Source organism: Flavobacterium sp. (assembly GCF_046073885.1).
In the GTDB taxonomy this organism is placed as follows: Bacteria; Bacteroidota; Bacteroidia; order Flavobacteriales; family Flavobacteriaceae; genus Flavobacterium.
Window position 1 is genome coordinate 1 of the sequence record NZ_JBJTND010000030.1, and the last position, 25,606, is coordinate 25,606.

Genomic DNA, 25,606 nt, shown 5'->3' on the forward strand with positions numbered 1-25,606 from the left:
AAAGGCTCGAACTGATTTAATACCCGAATTAATTTCGGAGTGATTTCAGATAAATTTATTTCTGCATCAATTTCAATTTCTGGAATAAGTAATTCAGGAGAAATTGTATTACGAACTTCCTTTTCAAAAGCAGTTTTAAACGCTTCATAATTCTCTTCCTTTAAGGTCATTCCGGCAGCGTATTTATGTCCGCCAAATTGCTCCAAGTGTTCCGAACAAGCTTCAATAGCATTGTACACATCAAAATCTTTTACCGATCGGGCAGAAGCAGCAAGTTTGTCGCCACTTTTAGTAAAAACAATCGTAGGGCGATAATAAGTTTCTGTTAAACGGGAAGCTACAATTCCAATTACGCCTTTGTGCCAATTTTCTTGGTAAATAACAGTTGTGAAATTTTCCTTCTCGTTATTGGCTTCAATTTGAGCAAGTGCTTCAACCGTAATTTGTTTGTCTAGCCCTTTTCTATCTGAATTGTGTTGCTCAATTTCGGAAGCAAATTGTTCCGCTTGATCCAAATCGTACTCGGTTAATAGCGCAACGGCTTCATTACCGTGTTTGATTCTTCCGGCAGCATTTATTCGCGGAGCGATAATAAAAACCACATCGGTTATCGTAAGTATTTTTTTGTTTACATTCTGAATTAATGCTTTAATACCAGGTCTCGGATTCGAATTGATAACCTCTAAACCGTATTTAGCCAAGATTCTATTTTCTCCTGTAATCGGAACAATATCAGCAGCAATTGCAGTAGCAACTAAGTCCAAATAAAGAAGTAAATCTTCTAGCGTTTGGCCTCTTTTTGAAGCTAGGGCTTGAATTAATTTAAACCCAATTCCGCAGCCACAAAGTTCATCATACGGATAACTACAATCGGCTCTTTTTGGATCTAATACCGCAACGGCATTAGGCAATTCATCGCCAGGGCGGTGGTGATCACAAATGATGAAATCGATCTTTTTTGCTTTTGCATACGCAATATGATCAATCGATTTTATTCCGCAATCTAGTGCAATGATTAAAGTGAATTCATTGTCTTCGGCAAAATCTATTCCGGCATAAGAAATGCCATACCCTTCATTATACCGATCCGGAATATAGGTTGCAATATTGGAATAATAGCTTTTTAAATAGCTCGAAACCAATGAAACAGCCGTGGTTCCATCTACATCATAATCTCCAAAAACTAAAATATTTTCTCCATTATCAATCGCCTCTTCAATACGAGCTACCGCTTTATCCATGTCCTTCATAAGAAACGGATCGTGTAAATCGTTTAGTGAAGGTCGAAAAAATGCTTTGGCCTGCTCATAGGTTTCCACACCTCTTTGAACCAAGAGGGTTGCAATCAGGGCATCGACTTGAAGTTCGTCTTGTAGTTTCTGAACTTTCTCTTTTTCGGGCTTTGATTTAAGAGTCCACCGCATTGTAATAAAATTAAAGGTTACTTCACATTCTTGCCACCAACAACGGCAACAATTTCTCCTTTTGGAGGTTTTGCTTCAAAGTGTTTCAGTACTTCATCGGCAGCACCACGGATGGTTTCTTCGTGCATTTTGGTCAATTCTCTAGAGATAGACACCGGTCTATCAGAGCCAAAATACTGAACGAATTCGGTTAAGGTTTTAACTAATTTATGCGGGGAAACATAAAATATCATGGTTCGAGTTTCTTCGGCTAAAGCCAAAAAACGCGTTTGTCTTCCTTTTTTTTCGGGCAAAAACCCTTCAAATATAAAGCGATCATTAGGCAATCCACTATTCACTAATGCCGGTACAAAGGCAGTAGCACCTGGTAAACAATCGACTTCAATATTATTTTCAACACAAGCACGGGTTAATAAAAAACCGGGATCTGAAATAGCTGGAGTTCCGGCATCGCTTATCAAAGCTATGGTTTCACCACCTTTCAATCGTGCAATTAAATTATCCACCGTTTTGTGTTCGTTATGCATGTGGTGGCTATGCATATGGGTAGCAATTTCGAAATGTTTTAGCAATTTTCCACTCGTTCGTGTGTCTTCGGCCAAAATCAAATCGGCTTCTTTTAGAACTTTTATTGCTCTAAAAGTCATGTCTTCAAGGTTCCCAATGGGTGTTGGAACAATATAAAGTTTAGACATTTAGTTAAATTTGTTCTTCACAATTTCCATAAAGCGCTCCGCATATTCTTCGCTTCCATCCCAGTTATTGTAATCGGGTTTGATGATTTCTTCAATAAAATCAACCGCTTCTTCTTTGGTTGTAAACGAATTTAATTGCGATAATACGCGGTTGTAATCTTCGGTACTGTCGTCAAATAGATGCTTAACAAATGCAATTCTATCGTTCATTCCAATATTAATTGCTTTTGAATGTTGGTCATTTAAAGACAATGGTTTTTCTTCAATTACTTCTTTTAAAGCGGGCGGAATTACCACATCATTTGGCTTAACAAACTCAGGCTCGTTAAAACTTTCGCCTAATAAATCTTCAAAAGAAATTTGTCTCGACTCAATTTTATTTGGTTCCGCTTTTTTTGTTTCTGGCTCAAATGCTGCTTCCTCTTCTTCGTCGGCCTCACTATCATCACCTTCATCTGAAGTTACTTCAAAGTCATCCGCTAATTCAAATATTGGTTCAAAATGGATGGCATTTTCAAATTTATCTTCTTCATCCTCATCATCTTCTTCATTTTCCTCCTCGTCATCTATTTCGACATCCTCATCCTCCTCTTCTTCATTGTCCTCCTCTTCTTGATCTTCTAATTCATCTTCAGTTTCTTCATCTTCAACTTCCTCATCTTCAACTTCCTCATCTTCCTCAACGATTTCCTCTTCTTCTACAGTTTCTAAAACAGTTTCTGCATGTTCTTCTTTAGCCACAACTTCTTCTAGAGGCATTTCTTTAATTTCCTCCTCAATCGTTGCGACTGCTTCAGCTAATTTTTCTTCAAGTTCTTCTTGAGAAACCTCCGATTTTAATTGCTCGTAATTATCACCATAAAATTTTAAAACAGCTAAAGTTTCATATAATTTTCTAGTTTCTAAATACAATTGATCTACCTCCGATTTATTTTTTAATTTTAAAATTCGGTGTGCAATACTTATTAATTCGGATTCTAATTTTTTTTTCATGACTTTTGAAATTTGTGTAACTAGCTATTTTAGGGTAATTAATTTAAACTTTATTTTGTTAAGGAAAGAAACAACCTTAATAAATATTTTCTACATTTGAATCGTCGTAAATATATAAAATATTTAGGGCGTTTTGTTTCATACAAAGTAATAAAAACAATTCCTTTTTTAAGGTCTAAATTTACAAAATGTTTCTAGAAAATACCGTAAATCATAAAGAACAATTTGGATGGATCGAAGTTATCTGTGGTTCCATGTTTTCCGGAAAGACCGAAGAACTCATCCGTAGGTTGCGAAGAGCACAATTTGCAAAGCAAAAAGTAGAAATTTTCAAGCCAGCAATTGATGTTCGTTATGATGAAGAAATGGTGGTTTCTCATAATAAAAATGAGATTCGTTCCACTCCAGTTCCAGCTGCAGCCAATATTGCAATTTTGGCGCAAGGTTGTGATGTGGTAGGGATTGATGAAGCTCAGTTTTTTGATGATGAAATTGTAAAAATTTGTAATGATTTGGCCAATTCGGGCGTGCGTGTTATCGTTGCCGGATTGGACATGGATTTTAAAGGAAATCCTTTTGGCCCAATGCCCGCATTAATGGCGACAGCCGAATATGTTACTAAAGTACATGCCGTTTGTACCCGAACGGGCAACTTAGCAAATTATAGTTTTAGAAAAGCCGACAGCAATAATCTGGTTCTCTTGGGAGAAACCGAAGAATACGAGCCATTAAGTCGCGGAGCCTATTTTAGAGCCATGCGTGATAATATGGAAGTTAACGATCCAGAACAAATTTCTGAAGAATAAATTAATACAATTTGACGCTATCCATTCGAAATATCATTCCAATTCTTAAAGCCAAATTCATTGGCAAAAACGAAGTGGCAATTATTGATTCTATTTCTATAGATAGTCGGTCGTTGCAAAACAGCAGCAGCACCTTATATTTTGCTTTGCTTGGCCCAAATCACGACGGGCATCACTATGTAGCCGAATTGTTGGAACAAGGAGTTTCCAATTTTGTGGTGACTTATATCCCTTCAAATCTTCAAGGAAAAGCCAATTTTCTAGTGGTAGAAAATACATTGCAAGCCCTGCAAACCTTTGCTGCGGCCTATCGAAGCGATTTTGATTTTCCGGTTATCGGAATTACCGGCAGCAACGGGAAAACCATCATTAAAGAATGGTTGAATTTCTTATTAAGCCCCGATTATAATATTATTCGTTCGCCTAAAAGTTACAACTCGCAGGTTGGGGTGCCGCTTTCGGTTTTAGGAATCAATGAAAAACACAATTTGGGCATCTTTGAAGCAGGGATTTCTACTATCAATGAAATGGAAAACCTGCAACGAATTATAAAACCAACCATTGGAATATTTTCAAATATTGGTTCGGCACACGACGAAGGTTTTCACGATGCAGGCGAAAAAATAAAAGAAAAATTAAAGCTATTTTCTTCGGTTGATGTTCTCATCATGAATAAAAACCGAACAATTGAGGCTTTTTTAAATCCGAAAATAAAAACTTTTACTTGGAGTTCCGATGATGGCAAAGCCGATGTTTTTGTAATTGCAAAAGAGAGCCCTGATAAAACCGAGCTCAAAATCACTTTTCAAAAACTGTGTTTTACCATTACCATTCCGTTTTCAGATCAGGCTTCAATTGAGAATGCCCTGCAATGCTTGATGGTGATGTTGTATTTAAATTACGATCAAGATATTATTCAGCAGCGTATGTTGCAATTGTATCCGGTGGAGATGCGATTAAAAGTTAAAAACGGAAGCAACAATACTACCATTATTGACGACAGTTACAGCTCCGATTTTCAATCGCTTAAAATAGCTTTGGATTTCTTGGAAAGTCAGAAGCAATTCAAAAAGAAAACCCTCATTTTGTCGGATATTTTTCAAAGTGGATTGGTGACCGAAGAATTGTATTCACAAGTTTCTCATTTAATTGTTTCTAACAAAATTAACCGGGTGATTGTTATTGGGAAAACCATTTCGGGTTACAAAAGTAAGTTTCCAAATTGCCTCGCGTTTGAGTCTACCGAGAAATTTTTAGTGCAAATTGATACCATCACTTTCGAGAATGAAACCATTTTGGTTAAAGGTGCTCGTCACTTTTCTTTTGAAGAAATCGTATCTTATTTGGAAGAAAAAACCCACGAAACGGTTCTTGAAATTAACCTGAATGCCATCAGTCATAATTTAAATTTCTATAAATCCAAGCTAAATCCAGAAACCAAATTAATGGTGATGGTTAAAGCTGTTGGTTACGGAAACGGCGGATTTGAAATTGCCAAACTCTTATCGCACCACAAGGTGGATTATTTGGGTGTGGCTTTCGCCGATGAGGGAATCTCTTTACGAACGGCCGGGATAGATTTGCCAATTATGGTTATGAATCCCGAAAGCACCAGTTTTGCATCCATCATTCAGCACCAACTGGAGCCCGAAATGTATTCATTTAAAGGGCTAAATGCGTTTTTAAAACTTGCCGAACAAAAGAAGCTTAAAAAATTTCCAATTCACATTAAATTGGATACCGGAATGCACCGATTGGGATTTGAAGAAGAAAATGTTGCGGAGTTAATTTCAAAATTAAAAGACAATCCAACCGTTGAAGTGAAAAGTATCTTATCGCATTTGGCAACAAGCGACGATATGAATCACCTTGATTTTACGCTTTCGCAAATAAAATTATTTAAAAAATTAGCGTCCCAAATTTGTGAAGAATTACAAATAAAACCAATTCTGCATATTTTAAATACTTCTGGAATTTCTAATTTTCCACAGGCGCAAATGGATATGGTTCGCCTAGGAATAGGGCTTTACGGAGTTTCTAATGATGAAGAGGAACAAAAATTATTGGAAAATGTCGGAACGCTTAAATCGATTATTTCCCAAATAAGAACCATTCAAGCAGGAGAGAGTGTAGGCTACAGCAGAAGATTCATGGCGGATAAACCAACCAAAATTGCCACCATCCCAATTGGTTATGCCGATGGAATAGCACGCCAATGGGGAAATGGAGTGGGTTATGTAGTCATCAAAAACAAGAAAGCACCTATTGTAGGAAGTATTTGTATGGACATGCTTATGGTAGACTGCACTGATATTGATTGCAAAGAAGGAGCCGAAGTGATCCTTTTTGGAGCGAATCCAACTGTGTCTTTTATGGCCAAACAATTAAATACCATTGCCTACGAAATCATGACAAGTGTATCTCAAAGGGTAAAAAGGGTATTTTATCGAGAATAACTCCAAATTTCATTTATTGGCATTTTTTCTTTATATTTGAGTAACACGTAGTATTAATCAAATAAAAAAAGAATTATGTTAAAAGAATTCAAGAATTTTATTATGACGGGCAATGTTGTAGAATTTGCAGTTGCTGTTATCATGGCGGGAGCCATTGGCGCGGTAGTCATCGGTTTTGTAGGTGACATTATCATGCCAATTGTGGGCCATTTTTCTGGTGGAATGGATTTTTCTTCTATCGCGTATACGCTAGATGAAGCCACTAAGAAAGCTGATGGGACTGTAGTTCCTGCAAATGTTGTTGCCGTTGGAAAATGGATTAACACTATTATTAGTCTATTAGTGGTTGGATTTGTGATGTTTCTCATCGTCAAATCGTACAACAAAATGAAAAAACCAGTAGTTGCGGTTGCTCCCGCTGGACCTTCTCAGGAAGAATTGCTTACCCAAATTAGAGATTTATTAAAAAAATAATAAAACTCCTACCTAAATAAAACCTACTAAAACGGCCTCTATTGGAGGCCGTTCGTGTTTTAATTTTGAATCCACAACTACATCTTTTATTTACTAAACAATTATTTCACATTTGAAAATAATACTTCATAAACTCAATTATTACTTTTTTGTTGTTAGTTTTTTCATTTGTTTAACAAATGTTATCCAATAAAATGAATTCTAAAATGTATTTTTGTAGCTCTAATTTCATCCAACACCCATGAATTATATTACCCTTCCCAATTCCGAATTAAAAGTGAGTACCATTTGTTTGGGGACCATGACTTTTGGAAATCAAAATACAGAAGCAGAAGCCCATTCTCAATTGGATTATGCCAAAGAAAAAGGTATTAATTTCATTGATACTGCCGAAATGTATCCCATTGGTGGTAACGCTCAAATTTTGGGAAGCACCGAAAGACACATTGGAAGTTGGTTGCATAAAATTGGCTCTTCTGAAAGAGAGAAATTAGTTGTTGCAACTAAAATTGCAGGTCCAAATCGGGGTTTGGATTACATTCGTCAGCCTTTGGATTTTTCCAAAAAAAGCATTCATGATGCCGTAAATTTAAGCTTGAAAAACCTACAAACCGATTATATTGATTTGTATCAAATGCATTGGCCAGAGCGCGTAATGAATATGTTTGGGCAAAGAGGATTGGCAACTATTGACGCCAATTGGAAAGACAATATCTTTGAAGTGCTTACAATTTTTGATGGATTAATAAAAGAAGGGAAGATAAAAAATATCGGAGTTTCAAATGAAAATCCGTTTGGGGTGATGCGTTTTTTAGTTGAAAGTGAAAAACACAATTTACCTAGAATTGCTACTATTCAAAATCCGTATTCGTTATTAAACCGATTGTTTGAAGTAGGATTGTCTGAAATATGTTTGCGTGAAAATGTTGCTTTATTGGCTTATTCCCCTTTAGGGTTTGGATCGCTTTCGGGGAAATACCTTGGTGAAATAAAACCAGAATACCGAATGGCAAAATTTCCTCAATTCACAAGATATACTAGTGAAAATTGTGTGAAAGCAATTAAGTTATACAAAGAGTTAGCGGAAGCAAATAATTTGACTATTGCCCAAATGGCAATTGCATTTGTAAACCAACAAAATCTTGTTACCTCTACCATTATTGGGGCAACATCTTTAGAGCAATTGAAAGAAAATATTACTGCTTTTGAAGTTGTTTTATCGCCTGAAATTCTTTCTGAAATTAATAAAATTCAAGAGTTAATTCCGAATCCGGCTCCGTAACATTATAACACAAGCATATTAAAATAAAAAAAGAGCGTAAAGATTTAAAACCTTTATGCTCTTTTTTTATTAGTTAATAACTACAAGTTTTCAATAACTTTATCCTTTGGATATTTCACCTTATAACTAATTCTAATTTTCTTTATTTCGTTCGGTGTTAATTTCAATTCCCAACTAAGAATACCGGTTTCAGAGTTTACTTTTGCGTTGCCATCTTCTAATAATTCAATGGAGATTTCTTTATCAGAACTCAATGGATATTGATCTTTTAAAAGCATTTCAATATCTTCTTTTTTATTATTTCGAATGGTAATGTCGTAGGTAAACATTTGCTCTTTATAAGATGACAAGAATTTGGTGCCTGATTTATCCACGACTTTCTCACGTTTGATTGAGATTTTCTTGTCTCTACCCATACTCAAATTCAAAGTGTCAGCTGTTTGATTCGGATTGATGTTGGTTTTACCAACATATAATCCTTCAAAAATAATATTGGCTTCCCCAGGCAACAAATTGTATTTGGAATAATCATTAATTTCAGCTAATAAAAAGGCTTCTTTTTCTACTCTAGGTGCAGCATAATATTTGTAAGTAGCAGGTAATTTTATTTCTTTCAAAGCCACCGAATGTGCTTTCCCGTTGGATAAAATATCATACGGAATGTCAATATCAAAAGAAACGTTTAGTTGGGTTTCGTTAATTGTCGTATAGTCATCCATTTGTTTTGTTGTAACAACGATTACACCATTTACTCCTTGTGCTCCATATAATGCAGCGCCTTGCGCCCCTTTTAAAACATTAACTGATTTTATTGATTCTGGAGGTAATTGTTTCATAATTTCAGCAGTTGAAATCTGATTGTCAATAACTACTAATGCATTGTTTTCTCCAGAGACAGATCTGTTTCCACGTAGAACAATTCTTTTGTCTTTTTCTTCTTGCTTAATTCCCATAGCTGTAGTTATCTGTAATCCAGCAACTTTACCTGAAAGTGAGCTTATTACATCATTTTCATTATATCCATATCTCAAAAACCAAGTTCCTAAAGTAGGCGCTTGATTATTCTGATTTGGATTGCCACTTGATAAAGTTAGTTTCACTTTTTTCCAATCAATACCTGTTGTTTGAGAAACTTGTGCTTTATACATCATATTAATTGGGTCTTTCACACTATTGGCACGCAAGTCATAAAAGGGCTTCCAATTGGCATTATTGGTGATGTAATTAATATCAAAATTCACATTTCCAGCAATTTCATTCATCACTTGAATTATTAATTTTCCTTCAGATGACTTGTCTTCTTTTTGAGTATTTATTTCCAGTTTTTCATTCAGATTTTGCAAACGTGCATTCAATTTGTTTTCTTTTTCTTGAAGTAGGGTAATACTATTGTTTAACTCACTACGTTTGGCTTTGTAGTAGTCTACTAATTTAATAAGTTCGGCAATATTCAATCCGCTATTAGCACCAGCAACCATTTGGTTTTTATCTAATAAATCAATGGTTTTTGAATTTGATACTTTTTCAATTTGAATTTTTGCAATTTCTTTGTTTACAATAGTAATACTATCACGTACTTTTTTAATGATTGGATTGCTTTCGTCAATTTCATATTCAGAAATATAATTTTGTGTAAATTGAACTGACAAAACAGTAACCGAATTGGGAGCTCCAATTTGAACTGTGTTTTCATTCAAATAATCGGCTACATTTTTAATGACAATTTCACTCGTTCCAACCGGAAGAGTTACCGAAGTCGTTTGTTGCAATTCGGCGGCATTGTAATATACTGTAGCAGATTTTACCTTTGCGGAAGCAAAAATTGGTTTTTGCGCATAACTAATTGTAGAAATCAGAATTGTGAGAAGAAGGAATTTTTTCATTTGATTTTAGTATAAAATATTAATTTTACATAACGAGCCAACAACAAATATAGTTTTTTATCCAAATAAGTGCTCGGCTACTTCTTCTATTTTTGAAACCAATACAATTTTGATAATAGAATTTTTGATCGATATTTTATTGTATTTGGATACAAAAATGGTGGCAAAGCCTAATTTTTCGGCTTCTTGAATGCGTTGTTCCACTCGGTTCACCGGACGAATTTCTCCCGAAAGTCCGACTTCACCAGCAAAACAAACATCTTTCCCTACAGCTATATCCTCATTTGAAGATAAGATGGCAGCTACAACGGCTAAGTCGATTGCAGGGTCATCCACCGAAATTCCACCGGTAACATTTAAGAACACATCTTTGGTTCCCAATCTGAACCCGGCTCGTTTTTCTAGAACAGCTAAAAGCATGTTCAATCTTTTGGCATTGTATCCAGTGGTACTTCGTTGCGGAGTTGCATAAACTGCAGTAGAGACTAAAGCTTGAATTTCAATCATTAATGGGCGCATGCCTTCTAGAGTTGAGGCTATGGCCGTTCCTGAAAGTTCTTCCTCGCGGTGCGAAAGCAATATTTCGGAAGGATTGGAAACTTCTCTTAATCCAGAGCCTAACATTTCATAAATTCCCAATTCTGCAGTGGAACCAAAACGATTTTTTAAACTGCGAAGAATTCGATACACATGATTTCGATCGCCTTCAAATTGCAATACGGTATCTACCATGTGCTCTAAGATTTTAGGTCCGGCAATGGTTCCGTCTTTTGTAATGTGTCCAATTAAAATAACGGGGACATTGGTTTCTTTGGCAAATTTAATCAGCTCGGCAGTGCATTCTCTAATTTGGGAAATGCTTCCTGCAGTTGATTCTATGTAATCGGTATGCAGCGTTTGAATGGAATCTATAATTACAATTTCAGGATCTATTTCTTGAATTTGCTGAAAGATATTTTGTGTTTTGGTTTCGGTTAGAATATAGCAATTATCACCATTTGGAGTAATTCTTTCGGCTCGCATTTTTATTTGCTTCTGACTTTCTTCTCCCGAAACGTATAAAGTTTTGTAAGGTAATTTTAAAGATATTTGAAGTAATAAAGTACTTTTTCCTATTCCGGGTTCACCCCCAAGGAGTATTAAGGAGCCAGGAACTATTCCGCCACCAAGTACTCGGTTTAATTCTGAGTCAAGTGTGTTCAAACGCACTTCTTGTGAAGAATCTATTTCTTTAATTTTTAAAGGTTTGGCTGCTTTTCTAACTTCTGTTGTTGGTTTCCAGCCGCTTTTTTCTTCTTTCTGAATAAGTTCTTCTACAATGGTGTTCCACTCTTTGCAAGCGTTGCATTGCCCTTGCCATTTGGCATATTGTGTGCCGCAATTTTGACAGAAAAAAGAAGTTTTAAGTTTGGCCATTATTTTTTGATTTGCGATTTAAGTTCGGTCGCTTTTTCGAGCATCATGTCTTTTGTTAAATTCCCTATTGGCTGCATTTGAAATGCATTTTGGTAAAAACGCATCGCGTTTTTTATATCTCCAGTATTTTCATAAAATAGGGCCATTTGGTAATCAGCCAACATGCTTTTTGGATACATTTTTCGAGAAAGTTGGGCTAATTGTTCTAACTCTGGGTAGGCTTTATTCTTTAAAATCGCGGCTTCAATTGCATTGAAATCGCTTACACGAATATTAATTTTTATACTTAGTGCATTTTCTAAAATGTCGTATTTGTTTTTTAAATATGTAACATAACCCGACTCTAATTTTACAATTTTTTCATAAAACTCAGTCATAGAGATAGGCTGATAAGGCGCAAAAAATTGATACAACGCACTTGGAATAGAATAGAGAACTAGAGAATAATGCGACGCATCTTTAAAATCATCGTATTTATAATTCAATTTTGGATTAACTACTGCTTTAATGTTGGCATCTAATGTTGTAATTCTTTCTTTCATTTTTTTGATATCCCCGTCGGCAGCCGATTGATAATAAAAAATATTTTGTTTGAAACCTGCCAAACGCTCTGGAATTCGGGTTTCCATATCCAGACCAAGTTCTGGGCTTAAAGAAATGTAAGCATTAAATAATGGGGCCTCTTTGTATAAAAATAAGTTCAGATAACTTGCTGTTACATCATGGCCTGCAATAATTTTAAAAGGAGAAATTCGGTAATTTTTTTGAACAAATGGGATCAAATCAGACTCAATAAATTCGAAGAATTCTTCACCAGGCCCATCAGGTAAACCCGAAGTTTCATCTAAGGTAGAATCGGCTTCTCGTTCTTTATCTTGTGATAAACCAACAATAATCACCTCAGGCAAATCATCCCAATAGTAACCATATTTTAGAGCCCCTTCAAACGGATCAAATAAATAATCGCCATCTAATAAAAATAATAATGGGTAGGTTTTTTTGAGGTCTTTAGAATAGGAAGGAGGTAGTGAAATGGTTAATTCTCTGTAAATATTTTGACTTTTCACCAAAACACTATCTTTTACTTTTTGAGAAAATCCGGTGTAGCACACTACAACCATCAAAAGAAGGAGTACCTTTTTCATAAATTAATAATTTAAAAACGATTGGTTTTAAAAAGAAGCAATATAGCAATTATTTTCTATTTATAATAGGAAGCATTATAAAGGAAAGTACTCCTAAGAAAATAATTAAAAGCATTTGGGAAGTCCAAATTATCCATCCAAATGCAGTGCCTGCAGGTTCTGCAATAGCATAAAACAATAATATTTTGGAAGTTAGGAACGGGTAGGCACCAAAGCCGCTATTGGTAAAAGCAATGGCAATACTTCCTACTACAAATGAGGTTATTATTGCACCAACACTAAGTGTGGAAGTTTCAGGGATTACCTTAGTTGCGATATAATAAGTTATCATGTAGGAAACCCAAATTACTACGGTTTGAAAAAAGTAGGCTCCTTTTTTTTCCATATGAAAAGCGCTCAACAACCCTTCTTTTAAACCCGATATTTTTTCTTTGAAGACCAATACCATTTTGATTTTTGAATATTTGTAAACCAAGAAAAGGGCAATTAATGATAGCGTTCCTGCAATAAATAAAATTGCTAAAAGTTGCATTGGGATTTTATCTATGATGAAAGATTTTACTACATCATATTGCAAAACAACCGCAAGTAGCATAAAAAACAACAAGAAGAAAATGTCAATAATTCTCTCGGCAACAATTGTCCCAAACCCTTTGTCAAATGGTATTTCGTTGTATTTTTTTACAATTACTGCTCTTGAAATCTCACCCGATTTAGGAACGGTTAAATTCAATAAGTAACCAATATTTACCGCCATGAAATTATTGGCAAAAGTAGAATCATAACCTAGGTGATCCAGCATGTATTTCCATCGGTAGGCTCTTAGAGTGTTTCCTAAGAATCCAACAATAACCGATAGAAAAACATAGTAATAATTAGCGTTTTTGAAATAGCCAACAATTTCCTGTATTTGGGCTTCGGTAAATTTATTGTATTGGTATATAATAATGAATATCCCTAAGAAGATAGGAACTGTAATTGATAACCATTTACTTAGCTGAGCTTTCAAGGTTTATTTCAAGGAATTATCGTTTTCATTAGGGAAAACGAGCCAAGGTTTAAAAGTTTTTGCCTCTTCAAAGTCTAAAGTGGCATAAGAAATAATAATAATGATATCCCCCGTATGTACTTTTCGAGCGGCTGGTCCATTAAGGGTAATTTCGCCTGAATTTCGTGCTCCTTTTATTGCATACGTTTCAAAACGCTCTCCATTATTAATGTTTACGATAGCTACTTTTTCACCTTCAATTAGGTTGGAAGCATCCATTAATGCTTCGTCGATAGTGATACTACCTATATAGTTTAAATCAGCGCCAGTAACTTTAACGCGATGAATTTTTGATTTTACAACTTGAATTTGCATGGGGCAAAGTTAAATTATTTTAATGAAATAGTATCAATCAATCTTATTTTGTTGACAAAAACAGCAATAAATGCGCGATAATTTTTATTGGATTCTTTCGAAACGCAAGAAATTAAAGTTTCTTCATCGGCAATTTCAAAATATTCTAGATCAAATTCGGGAATTTTCTCAAATTCATTGGAAACAAATTCTCTTACTGATTGGCAATTTTCGGATGAAAAAAGCGCTTTTGCTTCGGCAAGAATTTTATAAATAACTGAAGCCTTTTCTCTTTCTTCTGGAGTTAGGCGCTCATTTCTCGAGCTCATGGCTAAGCCATTCGATTCTCTGTAAATGGGACATCCAATAATAGTTACAGGCAACTTCTCTTTTTCAACTAATTTTTTTACAATTTGTAATTGCTGGAAATCTTTTTCTCCAAAATAGGCATTGTTTGGTTTTACAATTTCAAACAATCTTTTTACAACTGTGCCAACACCGTCAAAATGACCAGCTCTAAATTTGCCTTCCATTTGGTGTTCTAATCCATCAAAATCAAAATGTTGAGAGGTGGTGTTTCCTTCATAAATATCTTCAACAGATGGCGCGTATACCAAGATTTCTGAAGAAATTGATTTTATTTTTTCGATATCATTCTCCAGTGTTCGCGGATATTTTTCAAGATCCTCTGGGTTGTTAAATTGAGTTGGGTTAACAAAAATGCTAATTACAGTAAGGCTGTTATTTTGAATTGATTTTTCTAATAATGACAAATGTCCTTGGTGCAATGCTCCCATAGTAGGCACAAAACCAATGCTTGAATTGGCAGTAGAAATTCTCTGCAAGTGTTGAGTCAATTCGGCTTTGTTATTGAAAATGAGCATGTCTATTAGATTAAAAAAGGGTACAAACTTAGTAATTTAGTGAATATCTGCATAAATTTTTGTAGTTTTGCATGTTTTTTATTGCCAATAAGTAAATAAAAGTTTTTTATGAAAGACAAGAGAATATTGTATGTTTCTTCTGAGGTAGTGCCTTATTTGGCTGAGAATGAAGTTTCTCTAATGTCTTATGACGTGCCAAAAATGATAAATGATCAGGAAGGACAAATTAGAATTTTCATGCCTAGGTATGGAAATATTAATGAAAGAAGACATCAATTGCATGAGGTTATTCGTTTGTCGGGAATGAATTTAGTGGTGAATGATGTGGATATGCCTTTAATTATTAAAGTGGCGTCCATTCCAAAAGAGCGAATTCAGGTTTATTTTATTGATAACGACGAGTATTTTAAAAGAAAAGCAACTTTTTCTGACGAAGATGGTGTTTTATATCCAGATAATGACGAACGTGCAATTTTCTTTGCAAAGGGCGTAGTTGAAACCGTAAAAAAATTAAATTGGGTTCCCGATATTATTCATGTTCACGGCTGGATGGCATCGATGCTTCCGGTTTACATGAAACATTTTTACAAAGACGAAGCGTTGTTTTCGGAAACTAAAATTGTCACTTCGGTATACGGACAATCGTTTGATGGCAGTTTGGATGCAGAAATGATTAATAAAATTAAATTTGACCAAGTTCCTGCAGAAGCTATTGCTGAATTGGAAGTGCCAAATTATGAGAATTTAATTAAGACTTCAATCATGCATTCCGATGCAGTTATCATTGCTTCAGAAAATCTTTCTTCAAGTTTAACAAAATTTATAGAATCTTCGAAAAAACCTTTTTTACCTTTCGCATCGAAAGATAAATTTGCAGAGGCATACACTACTTTTTATAAAAAGATGTTATAACATTATTACAACAAAAACATGAAATTTAATTTCTTATTTAAATCCTTTATTTCTTTATTTATCATTGTTTTGGTTATCTCTTGCGATAAGGATGTTAACCAACTGGACACAGGAATTGTTGGCGATGCACACTTTGGTATGGATGTAGCCTATTCTAATGTTACAGCCTACAATCAAAATTTAGGTCCAGTTCAAACTAATAATTTAACTATTAACCAATTTGGATATTATAACAGTCCTGTTTTTGGAAAAACTACGGCTAGTTTTGTAAGTCAAATTTCATTAGCAGTAGAAAACCCTACTTTTTATGCGCCTGTAATTGACTCAGTTTACATTTACGTACCTTATTTTAGCACCTTTGTAAGTACGGATTCTGACACAGGAGATAGTTCATATACATTAGATTCTTTAAAAGGATCAGGGAAAATAAAATTAAGTGTTTATGAATCAACTAAGTTTTTAGAAAATTTAGATCCTACTACCGGATTTCAACAGCCACAAAAATATTATTCCAATCAACAACCCGATTTTGATGCGAATAATGGAGGATTTAAATTAAATAATGATAATAAGAATGCAGATCCAAAAATTACAGCGGTAGATTATAGCCAAAATAATGAGTTTGCATTCAGCAATAGTCAGATTAAGTTTTATAAAAATAATGCGGATGGAACACCAGGAACAACTGTTGTTTCAGAAAGAAAAGCACCGGGATTGTTTTTAAATTTAGATAAAAATTTCTTTAATAATAAAATATTACAGGCTCCAGCAGGAAAGTTATTTAATAATAATGTTTTTAAAAACTACTTTAGAGGATTGTATTTTAAAGTTGAAAGTGCGGCTTCTTCTCCTAATCAAGGGACACTTGCAATGATGAATTTTACTAGTGGAGTGGTCACTATTGTTTATCATGATAAAGTTTCTGCTACAGATACTGCAGCTCCTGTGAGAAAAACGTTAGCTCTTAATTTATCTGGAAATAGTGTAAACCTACTTAACAATGATAATACCTTTCCGGGTTATGTAACTCCAAATCCAACTGCCGGAGATCGGAATCTTTTCTTAAAAGGAGGCGATGGTTCTATGGCAATCATCGACTTGTTTGATAAGACCGATGTAAAAGGCTATGATATTAATGGAAACTTAGTGAATACCCCTAATGGAGTTTCAGACGAATTGGATGATCTAAGAAATCCAGCCAATGGAAAACAAAAATGGTTGATTAACGAAGCAAATCTTACCTTTTTCATCAATAAAAATGCAATGGCTAATGCTATTGAGCCAAATAGAATTTTCTTGTATGATTTGAAAAACAGAAGACCACTTGTAGATTATTATACCGATTACACCACAACCTACATTAATTCGAAATACAATAAATTAATTTTTGGTGGAATTTTATCAAATGAAAGTGGTAAAATAGTAAATGCTAAAGTCAGTGAAAGAGGAACGTATTATAAAGTTAATATTACAAATCACGTAAGAAACTTAATTAAATATGGGGGTGCTGGGGTTACCAAAGATTCTACAAATGTACGTTTAGGATTGGTAGTTTCTGAAAACATCAATAATGCCTTAAATTATTATTTGAATTCACCATTTTCTAGCGGAACAGGAAGCAATTTATTTCAAAGTAAATACATTCCAATGATGACAATCGCTAATCCGTTAGGTACCGTTTTATATGGAAGTAATATTCCATCAGGCGATCCAGATTACAACAAAAGATTGAAATTAGAAATCTATTATACTAAACCTGACTAAACAAACCATTTATGTGCGGAATTGTTGGATATATTGGACATCGTGAAGCATACCCTATTGTAATTAAAGGATTAAAACGTCTAGAATATAGAGGTTACGATAGCGCTGGATTAATGCTTTATGACGGAGAAAACTTAAAAATCTCTAAAACAAAAGGTAAAGTTTCTGACCTTGAAGAAAAATCAAATATAGATATTACAATAAACGGAACCATTGGAATTGGCCATACAAGATGGGCAACGCATGGTGTTCCAAACGATGTAAATTCACATCCTCATGTTTCCAATTCGGGAGATCTTTGCATTGTTCATAATGGAATCATTGAAAATTATGAACCAATAAAAAAGGAATTAATTAAAAGAGGGTATGTATTTTCTTCAGATACGGATACCGAAGTATTGGTAAACCTAATTGAAGAAGTTCAGAAAAAAGAAAATTTAAAACTTGGTAAAGCCGTTCAGGTTGCTTTAAATCAAGTAGTGGGAGCTTATGCTATTTGTGTTTTTGATAAGAAAAAACCAGATGAAATTGTGGTTGCTCGCCTTGGAAGTCCGTTAGCAATTGGTGTAGGAGAAAATGAGTTTTTCATTGCTTCAGATGCTACCCCTTTTATAGAATATACTTCTAATGCAATTTATTTAGAAGATGAAGAAATGGCAATCGTAAGATTAGCGAAGCCATTAAAGATAAGAAGAATAAAAGATGATCAATTAGTAGACCCATATATTCAAGAGTTGCAAATGAATTTGGAGCAAATTGAAAAAGGAGGGTATGATCATTTTATGCTTAAAGAAATTTACGAGCAGCCCAATGTTATCAAAGACACCTACAGAGGTAGACTTCATGCAAATACTGGGTTGATTCAAATGTCGGGGATTGAAGATAATTTAGATAAATTTCTTAATGCCGATAGAATATTAATTATAGCTTGTGGAACTTCATGGCATGCCGGATTAGTTGCAGAATATGTAATTGAGGAATTTACTCGAATACCAGTTGAGGTAGAATACGCATCCGAATTTAGATATAGAAACCCAATTATTACAAGTAAAGATATTGTAATTGCAATTTCACAATCGGGAGAAACGGCAGATACATTAGCAGCTATTAAATTAGCTAAAGAAAAAGGAGCCTTTGTATTTGGGGTTTGTAATGTAGTAGGGTCTTCTATTTCGCGTGAAACACATGCAGGAGCCTACACTCATGCAGGTCCCGAAATTGGAGTGGCTTCAACCAAAGCATTTACTACACAAATTACGGTACTTACCATGATGGCTTTGCGTTTGGCCAAAGCAAAAGGTACGCTTTCAACTTCAGATTACTTTAGATATTTACAAGAACTTGAGCTAATTCCAGAGAAAGTAACCGAAACTCTTGAAACCAATGATATTGCTAAAAAAATAGCTGCAATTTATAAAGACGCTACAAATTGTCTTTACCTTGGTAGAGGGTATAATTTCCCAGTAGCTTTGGAAGGCGCTTTGAAATTAAAAGAGATTTCTTATATCCATGCAGAAGGTTATCCTGCTGCCGAGATGAAACATGGTCCTATTGCACTTATTGACGAAAAAATGCCAGTAATTGTCATTGCTCCAAAACAAGGGCATTATGATAAAGTGGTGAGTAATATTCAGGAAATAAAATCAAGAAGTGGGAAAATAATTGCCATAGTTACAAAAGGGGATAGTCAAGTAAAAGAATTGGCAGATCATGTGATTGAAATTCCAGAAACTTCAGACGCTTTATCACCGCTATTAACAACAATTCCTTTGCAATTATTGTCGTATCATATTGCGGTATTGCGCGGTTGTAACGTAGATCAACCAAGAAATTTAGCTAAATCAGTTACAGTAGAATAAGGATTGTTTATTTACACAAAAAAGCGAAACGAGTGTTTCGCTTTTTTTGTTTTAGTTAGTTAAGGAATTACTTATAAATTGATAAAAAGTAAAATTATACAGTCATTTTTTATTAATTTAAAAAAAATTTGTACTTTGGCTACTTAAACCAACAAAAATTAAACCTAATGAAGATTTATTATTTTATTTTGACATTGTTTTTTTGTAGCATTTCTTTTGCTCAAAATTCGATCTCAGGTTCAGTAAAAGATGCTAAAAATGAACCGATTCCTGGTGTAAACGTAAAAGTTTCAGGTGAGTCACTTGGTGCCATCACTGATGCAACAGGAAAATTTGTATTAAAAACACCTGCAAAAGTTCCATTTACAATTGAAGTTTCAAGTATTGGATTTGCTATGCAAAAAATACAAATTACTTCTTTTTCTAAAAAAATTGATGTGGTATTACAAATGGAGGACACCAAGTTGGACGACATTGTAGTTGCTGCTTCTAGAACACCAGAGCGAATCAAAGAATCTCCGGTTACTATTGAAAGAATGACTATTAAAGACATTAAGAAATCGGCTTCTCCAACTTTTTATGATGGATTAGAGAATCTTAAAGAAGTTCAAATGAACACTAGTAGTATGTCATTTAAATCTATCAATACTCGTGGATTTGCTACTGTATCTAATACTCGTTTCATGCAATTAGTAGACGGAATGGATAACTCTTCTCCATTATTGAACTTTGTAATTGGAAATATGATTGGTATTTCTGAAATTGATGTTCAAAGCGTTGAGTTACTTCCAGGTGCATCTTCAGCTCTTTATGGGGCTAATGCATTTAACGGTATTTTATTTATGAATAGTAAAAGCCCGTTCACAAGTCAAGGAGTATCTGCTTATGTGAAATACGGACAAACTTCTCAAAAAGCTGCAGGAGTTAATGATTATTCTGATTATGGAGTAAGAGTAGCTCATGCATTTGACAGTCATTTTGCTGCTAAAGCAAACTTTTCATTCTTAAAAGCTACCGACTGGTTTGCAACAGATTATAGAGATATTAATAATCCTGGAAAAGATAGAACTTATTATAACTATAACGGACTTAACGTATATGGTGATGAGGCAACAACTAACATTAAAAATGTAGGTCAAACACTTGCTACATTGGGGTTGATCCCAGCTTCAGCAGTTAACTTATTACCTAATTATAATGTAAGTAGAACAGGTTATAACGAGGTAGATTTAACTGATAATAAAGTTAGAAATGCTAAAATAGATTTCTCTTTACATGCTAGACCATTTGGTAATGAAAAATTAGAAATTATTTGGCAAAGCAAATTTGGATTCGGAAATACCGTTTACCAAGGTGCTAACAGATATTACTTGAATGACTTCTTTATGGAACAACATAAATTAGAATTTAAAGGGAAAAATTTCTTCTTGAGAGGATATACCACAACTGAAGATGGTGGAAAATCATACGACATGTTATTTACTGCGCTTAATGTTAACAGAGCATGGAAAAGTGATGCAACTTGGTTTGGTCAATATGCAGGACAATATATTCAATCAACTTTAGGTGGTGCTACTCCAGATCAAGCACATGCAGCTGCAAGAGCAGTAGCAGATACAGGAAGATTGATTCCAGGTACCGATGCGTTTAAAGCAGCTTTTAATAATGTAATTTCTAATCCAGATGTACTTTCGGGTTCTAAATTAGTAGATAATTCAAGAATTTACCACTCAGATGCAAATTACAACTTTAAAGATGTTTTCAAACCGATAGAAATTCAAGTTGGAGGATCATACAGACAATACCAATTGAACTCTCACGGAAGAATTTATACAGATGCTACGGGTCCAATTAACTATAATGAGTATGGAGTTTATACTCAATTACAAAAGAAATTAATGGACGATCGTTTGAAACTTACAGGATCTATTCGTTATGATAAATCTAAAAACTTTGACGGTAATTACTCTCCAAGAATTTCTGCTGTATACTCTGCAGGATCACAAAAAAATCACACTTTTAGAGGATCTTTCCAAACTGGTTTCCGTAACCCTACTACACAAGATCAATACATTGGATTTAACGTAGGTAGCGCGGTATTAGTAGGTTCTGCTCCAGACAACTTAGTTAGATATTCTGAAACTTTACCTGTAGCTACAGCTGTAGGTCAAGCTTTTGCAGGAGGAACTTCTGTTGTAATGACCGGTTTAAATGCATATAACAATTCATATACTGCTGCGTCTGTTCAAGCTTTTGCTGCTTTAGCAGGGTCTAATCCAGTTGCTGCAGCTGCATTGTTGAGAAAATCGAATGCGGGTTATGTAAAACCAGAAACGGTTAAAGCCATTGAATTAGGTTACAGAGGCCAAGTTAAAGGATTCTCTTATGACATTAACGGATACTATAATGTATATAATAATTTCTTAGGAAACCTTACCGTTGTTGCTCCTTTATATGGAACTGCTATGGATAACCCTAACATTGCTGGTGGTCCTGCTGATGCTGGATTCAGATCTATCCATGCAATTACTTCTGGTAACACAAGAGCTTATCAGTTATATACAAATACAAATATCGAAATCAAGTCTTTAGGATTTGGAGTGGGTGTTGGTAAAAAAGTTTACAAAGATTTTGAATTAAGTGCTAATTATAATTATGCTCAATTTGATTTTGATCAATCACAAGATCCAAGTTTTGAAGCTGGATTCAACACACCAAAACACAGAGTAAAAGCTTCATTAAGTAATGAGAAATTATTCAAAAACTTTGGATTTAACATTAGCGGTCGTTGGAATACAGGGTACTTATGGCAATCTACTTTTGCTGATGGTATGATCGATGCTGCAACTGTAATTGATGCTCAAATTAATTATGCATTACCAAAATTAAAATCGATTATTAAAATCGGTGCTGCTAATCTTGGTGGTAAAGAATACCAACAAGTTCTTGGAGCTGGTATGATTGGGCAACAATATTTCGCATCTTTAACTATCAATCCTTAATTTCAATTATAACTAATATTATACTATTATGATAAAAAATATTAAATGGCTATTCTTGGTTTCTTTAACCTTTGTAGCTTGTAGTAAAAATGATGAGGTAATCACAGATGCAAATTCATCAGATGGTTTACCATTAACTTCGGGAAGTGCTAACTTTTCTAAATATGTAGCATTAGGAAATTCATTAACTTCAGGATATAGTGATGGTGCTCTTTTTATTGAAGGGCAAAAAGGAGCTTATCCAGCTTTATTGGCAGAAAAATTTGCATTAGTAGGAGGTGGTAGTTTTTCTACTCCATTTATGGCAGATAACGTAGGAGGTTTTAAAGTTGGTGGTACTGTTGCAAGTGGACCAAGATTATATTACACTGGAAACCAAAGCGCACCTTTAGCGCCAGTTTCAGGTACGCCAAGTACGGAGATTTTAAATCACTTAACAGGTCCTTTTAATAATATGGGAGTACCGGGTGCAAAAAGTTTCCACTTATTATCAAATACATACGGAAACCCTGCCGGTATTGGATCTTACGCAAATCCTTATTTTGTTCGTTTTGCTTCTTCAAGTTCAGCAACAGTTTTAGGAGATGCAGTAGCTCAAAATCCAACCTTTTTCTCTCTTTGGATTGGAAATAATGATGTGTTGTCTTATGCAACATCAGGGGGAACTGGTGTAAACCAAACAGGTAATACAAATCCAGCTACTTATGGTCCTAATGATATTACAGATCCAACAGCTTTTGCTTCTGTATACAGTAATATTGTTAATGGGTTAACAGCAAATGGGGCTAAAGGTGTTGTTGCAAACATTCCTTATGTAACTTCAGTGCCTTTCTTTACGACAGTTCCAACAAATCCAATTCCTGGTTTACCGGCGGCAAGTGCAGCTCAATTAAACCAATTGTTTGGTGCAATTAATCAAATAACAACTACATTAGGTCAACCAAATAGATTTTCTACTATTGTTGCAGACGATAATAACCCTGCTACAACTGAAAAAAATCCATTACTTATCAATGATGAAAGTTTACCTAACTTAGCTACCTACATTACAGGAGCGCTTACTCCTGCTTTAGGAGCTACTACTGCTGCTTATGTTGGTAATTTATATGGTAGAGCAAGACATGCTAAAGATACAGGAGCTAGAGATTATATTTTATTAACGGCACAAACAGTTATCGGAACAACTCAATCGGGTGCGCCTGCGCCATTTAATACTGTTGGAGTGTCTTATCCTATGCAAGATAGCACCACATTAACTGCTTCAGAAACTGCAGAAGTTGTGGCTGCTACAGACGCTTACAATAGTTCAATTCAATCTATTGCAAACACAAAAGGATTGGCTTTTGTTAATGCTAATGCAGTTATGGCACAAGTTGCAAATGGAGGAGTTTCTTATAATGGATTTAACTTCACTTCAACTTTTGTGACGGGTAACGCTTTCTCATTAGACGGAGTTCACCCAAGCCCTAAAGGATATGCACTTATTGCAAACAAATTTATTGAGGCTATTAATGCAAAATATGGTTCTAATTTAAAAGGACCAGATGTAGGTAATTATAGAACGCTTTTCCCAGCTTCTTTATAATTATAAACATATAAATGTCAAAACCACCAATGAAAGTTGGTGGTTTTTTATTTCTACAATATTGATTTCTCGACAATAAGTTATTTGGACTTAAAAAAAGTCAAAAAATTCCTAAAAAAATCTCCTTTTGCTATTGATTTTCTATTTATAAAATTTATCTTTGCACTCTGAAAAAAGACATTATTTTTTCATTTCTAAATCGCTATTAAATAAATACATAAGCAATGTCAAAAGCAATAGGAAAAGTTTCTCAAATCATCGGACCAGTAGTTGACGTAGTATTCAACACTAAAGAGACCGAATTACCAAAAATTTACGATTCATTAGAAATCACTAAACAAGACGGTACTATTTTAGTATTAGAAGTACAATCTCACATTGGAGAAGACACCGTTCGTACTATTTCTATGGACTCTACAGACGGATTAAGTAGAGGTACAGATGTAGTTTCAACTGGTAGTTCTATTCAAATGCCAATCGGTCCAGATGTTTACGGACGTTTGTTTAATGTAATTGGAGATGCTATTGATGGTTTAGGAAATTTACCAAAATCTGGAGATAACGGTTTATCTATTCACCGTTCTGCTCCAAAATTTGAAGATTTATCTACCTCTTCAGAAGTATTATTCACCGGAATTAAAGTAATCGATTTGATTGAGCCTTATGCAAAAGGAGGAAAAATTGGATTGTTTGGTGGAGCTGGAGTTGGTAAAACAGTATTGATTCAAGAGTTAATTAACAATATCGCTAAAGGTCACGGTGGTCTTTCTGTATTCGCAGGAGTAGGTGAAAGAACACGTGAAGGAAATGACTTACTTCGTGAGATGTTAGAGTCAGGAATTATTAAATACGGAGAAGAATTCATGCACTCTATGGAAAATGGAGGATGGGATTTATCTAAAGTAGACAAACCAGGAATGAGAGATTCTAAAGCTACTTTCGTATTCGGTCAAATGAATGAGCCACCAGGAGCTAGAGCACGTGTTGCTTTATCAGGATTATCTATCGCAGAATATTTCCGTGATGGAGCTGGTTCAGATCAAGGTAAAGACGTACTTTTCTTCGTTGATAATATCTTCCGTTTTACACAAGCAGGTTCTGAGGTATCGGCACTTTTAGGTCGTATGCCATCTGCGGTAGGATACCAACCAACATTAGCAACCGAAATGGGAGCGATGCAAGAGCGTATTACTTCAACTAAAAAAGGATCGATTACATCTGTACAAGCGGTTTACGTACCTGCGGATGACTTAACAGATCCAGCACCGGCAACAACATTTGCCCACTTAGATGCAACAACAGTATTGTCTCGTAAAATTGCTGAGTTAGGTATTTATCCAGCGGTAGATCCATTAGATTCTACTTCAAGAATTTTAACTCCAGAAATTTTAGGTGCAGATCATTACAACTGCGCTCAAAGAGTAAAAGAGATTCTTCAAAAATACAAACAACTTCAAGATATCATTGCTATCCTTGGTATGGAAGAGTTGTCAGAAGAAGATAAATTAGCCGTATCAAGAGCACGTAGAGTGCAACGTTTCTTATCTCAACCATTCCACGTAGCGGAGCAATTTACAGGTATTCCTGGAGTGTTAGTTGACATCAAAGATACCATCAAAGGATTTAATATGATTATTGACGGTGAATTAGATCACTTGCCAGAAGCTGCCTTCAACCTTAAAGG

At 34.7% G+C, this 25,606-nt stretch carries 19 protein-coding genes; 10 read left to right on the forward strand and 9 right to left on the reverse strand.

The genetic code is table 11. From position 1 onward, the window contains the following. The 3 genes from recJ to ACKOWY_RS04790 form a co-directional block, all read right to left on the reverse strand. The coding region (gene recJ / locus ACKOWY_RS04780) for a single-stranded-DNA-specific exonuclease RecJ (protein WP_408940305.1) at positions 1-1,424 on the reverse strand (1,424 nt) is incomplete at its 3' end. Positions 1,425-1,441: 17 nt separating this feature from the next. Continuing rightward, positions 1,442-2,119, reverse strand: coding sequence for a 16S rRNA (cytidine(1402)-2'-O)-methyltransferase (rsmI, locus tag ACKOWY_RS04785; protein ID WP_408940306.1), 678 nt, complete (start codon positions 2,117-2,119; stop codon positions 1,442-1,444). Beyond that, on the reverse strand, positions 2,120-3,112 hold the full coding sequence (locus tag ACKOWY_RS04790) for a hypothetical protein (RefSeq protein ID WP_408940307.1): 993 nt from the start codon (positions 3,110-3,112) through the stop codon (positions 2,120-2,122). Between the two features lie 188 nt (positions 3,113-3,300). Here ACKOWY_RS04790 and ACKOWY_RS04795 point away from each other — a divergent pair, with 188 nt between their 5' ends. From ACKOWY_RS04795 to ACKOWY_RS04810, 4 genes are all read left to right on the forward strand, one after another. After that, positions 3,301-3,918 (forward strand): thymidine kinase, encoded by a 618-nt coding sequence (locus ACKOWY_RS04795; RefSeq protein ID WP_408940308.1) that lies wholly within the window; start codon positions 3,301-3,303, stop codon positions 3,916-3,918. A gap of 11 nt (positions 3,919-3,929) precedes the next feature. Next, complete coding sequence (locus ACKOWY_RS04800; RefSeq protein WP_408940309.1) at positions 3,930-6,374, forward strand: bifunctional UDP-N-acetylmuramoyl-tripeptide:D-alanyl-D-alanine ligase/alanine racemase; 2,445 nt, start codon at positions 3,930-3,932, stop codon at positions 6,372-6,374. A gap of 75 nt (positions 6,375-6,449) precedes the next feature. Then, positions 6,450-6,848, forward strand: a complete 399-nt coding sequence (gene mscL, locus ACKOWY_RS04805; protein WP_408940310.1) for a large conductance mechanosensitive channel protein MscL — start codon at positions 6,450-6,452, stop codon at positions 6,846-6,848. A 241-nt stretch (positions 6,849-7,089) separates the two neighbouring features. Then, complete coding sequence (locus ACKOWY_RS04810) at positions 7,090-8,130, forward strand: aldo/keto reductase (RefSeq protein WP_408940311.1); 1,041 nt, start codon at positions 7,090-7,092, stop codon at positions 8,128-8,130. Between the two features lie 80 nt (positions 8,131-8,210). Here ACKOWY_RS04810 and ACKOWY_RS04815 read toward each other — a convergent pair whose 3' ends face one another. From ACKOWY_RS04815 to panC, 6 genes are read right to left on the reverse strand one after another with little or no spacing between them, the layout of a single operon-like run. After that, entirely contained in the window at positions 8,211-10,013 is a 1,803-nt protein-coding gene (locus ACKOWY_RS04815; RefSeq protein WP_408940312.1) for a DUF4139 domain-containing protein, read from the reverse strand. 57 nt (positions 10,014-10,070) lie between these two features. After that, positions 10,071-11,429: a DNA repair protein RadA gene (gene radA / locus ACKOWY_RS04820; protein ID WP_408940313.1), complete on the reverse strand. Its 1,359-nt coding sequence runs from the start codon at positions 11,427-11,429 to the stop codon at positions 10,071-10,073. Then, entirely contained in the window at positions 11,429-12,574 is a 1,146-nt protein-coding gene (locus tag ACKOWY_RS04825) for an alpha/beta hydrolase (RefSeq protein ID WP_408940314.1), read from the reverse strand. The genes radA and ACKOWY_RS04825 overlap by 1 nt, the downstream gene beginning before the upstream one ends. A 49-nt stretch (positions 12,575-12,623) precedes the next feature. Beyond that, positions 12,624-13,583 carry a lysylphosphatidylglycerol synthase transmembrane domain-containing protein gene (locus ACKOWY_RS04830; protein WP_408940315.1) on the reverse strand — a complete coding sequence of 320 codons (960 nt, stop codon included), beginning with the start codon at positions 13,581-13,583 and terminating at the stop codon, positions 12,624-12,626. Positions 13,584-13,586: 3 nt separating this feature from the next. Continuing rightward, on the reverse strand, positions 13,587-13,937 hold the full coding sequence (panD, locus tag ACKOWY_RS04835) for an aspartate 1-decarboxylase (RefSeq protein ID WP_408940316.1): 351 nt from the start codon (positions 13,935-13,937) through the stop codon (positions 13,587-13,589). Positions 13,938-13,951: 14 nt separating this feature from the next. Then, positions 13,952-14,800, reverse strand: a complete 849-nt coding sequence (gene panC, locus ACKOWY_RS04840) for a pantoate--beta-alanine ligase (RefSeq protein ID WP_408940317.1) — start codon at positions 14,798-14,800, stop codon at positions 13,952-13,954. Positions 14,801-14,908: 108 nt separating this feature from the next. Between panC and ACKOWY_RS04845 the strand changes: the two genes are divergently transcribed. From ACKOWY_RS04845 to atpD, 6 genes are all read left to right on the forward strand, one after another. Next, a complete protein-coding gene (locus ACKOWY_RS04845) occupies positions 14,909-15,712 on the forward strand; it encodes a glycogen/starch synthase (RefSeq protein ID WP_408940318.1) in 804 nt (267 codons plus the stop codon). Between the two features lie 18 nt (positions 15,713-15,730). Further along, positions 15,731-17,476, forward strand: a complete 1,746-nt coding sequence (locus ACKOWY_RS04850) for a DUF4270 domain-containing protein (RefSeq protein ID WP_408940319.1) — start codon at positions 15,731-15,733, stop codon at positions 17,474-17,476. Positions 17,477-17,487: 11 nt separating this feature from the next. Then, positions 17,488-19,335 carry a glutamine--fructose-6-phosphate transaminase (isomerizing) gene (glmS, locus tag ACKOWY_RS04855; protein ID WP_408940320.1) on the forward strand — a complete coding sequence of 616 codons (1,848 nt, stop codon included), beginning with the start codon at positions 17,488-17,490 and terminating at the stop codon, positions 19,333-19,335. Positions 19,336-19,502: 167 nt separating this feature from the next. Continuing rightward, complete coding sequence (locus ACKOWY_RS04860; RefSeq protein WP_408940321.1) at positions 19,503-22,337, forward strand: TonB-dependent receptor; 2,835 nt, start codon at positions 19,503-19,505, stop codon at positions 22,335-22,337. Between the two features lie 28 nt (positions 22,338-22,365). After that, entirely contained in the window at positions 22,366-23,922 is a 1,557-nt protein-coding gene (locus tag ACKOWY_RS04865; RefSeq protein ID WP_408940322.1) for a G-D-S-L family lipolytic protein, read from the forward strand. Positions 23,923-24,146: 224 nt separating this feature from the next. Continuing rightward, a partial coding sequence (atpD, locus tag ACKOWY_RS04870) for a F0F1 ATP synthase subunit beta (protein WP_408940323.1) occupies positions 24,147-25,606 on the forward strand: 1,460 nt, incomplete at its 3' end.

Bases quoted from the DNA above. Each gene is read 5' to 3' on its own strand.
- ACKOWY_RS04790 (WP_408940307.1), bottom strand. From the start codon at position 3,112: ATGAAAAAAAAATTAGAATCCGAATTAATAAGTATTGCACACCGAATT.
- glmS (WP_408940320.1), top strand. From the start codon at position 17,488: ATGTGCGGAATTGTTGGATATATTGGACATCGTGAAGCATACCCTATT.
- ACKOWY_RS04860 (WP_408940321.1), top strand. From the start codon at position 19,503: ATGAAGATTTATTATTTTATTTTGACATTGTTTTTTTGTAGCATTTCT.
- ACKOWY_RS04815 (WP_408940312.1), bottom strand. From the start codon at position 10,013: ATGAAAAAATTCCTTCTTCTCACAATTCTGATTTCTACAATTAGTTAT.
- mscL (WP_408940310.1), top strand. From the start codon at position 6,450: ATGTTAAAAGAATTCAAGAATTTTATTATGACGGGCAATGTTGTAGAA.
- ACKOWY_RS04810 (WP_408940311.1), top strand. From the start codon at position 7,090: ATGAATTATATTACCCTTCCCAATTCCGAATTAAAAGTGAGTACCATT.
- ACKOWY_RS04845 (WP_408940318.1), top strand. From the start codon at position 14,909: ATGAAAGACAAGAGAATATTGTATGTTTCTTCTGAGGTAGTGCCTTAT.
- ACKOWY_RS04865 (WP_408940322.1), top strand. From the start codon at position 22,366: ATGATAAAAAATATTAAATGGCTATTCTTGGTTTCTTTAACCTTTGTA.
- ACKOWY_RS04825 (WP_408940314.1), bottom strand. From the start codon at position 12,574: ATGAAAAAGGTACTCCTTCTTTTGATGGTTGTAGTGTGCTACACCGGA.
- panD (WP_408940316.1), bottom strand. From the start codon at position 13,937: ATGCAAATTCAAGTTGTAAAATCAAAAATTCATCGCGTTAAAGTTACT.
- ACKOWY_RS04795 (WP_408940308.1), top strand. From the start codon at position 3,301: ATGTTTCTAGAAAATACCGTAAATCATAAAGAACAATTTGGATGGATC.
- rsmI (WP_408940306.1), bottom strand. From the start codon at position 2,119: ATGTCTAAACTTTATATTGTTCCAACACCCATTGGGAACCTTGAAGAC.
- panC (WP_408940317.1), bottom strand. From the start codon at position 14,800: ATGCTCATTTTCAATAACAAAGCCGAATTGACTCAACACTTGCAGAGA.
- ACKOWY_RS04850 (WP_408940319.1), top strand. From the start codon at position 15,731: ATGAAATTTAATTTCTTATTTAAATCCTTTATTTCTTTATTTATCATT.
- radA (WP_408940313.1), bottom strand. From the start codon at position 11,429: ATGGCCAAACTTAAAACTTCTTTTTTCTGTCAAAATTGCGGCACACAA.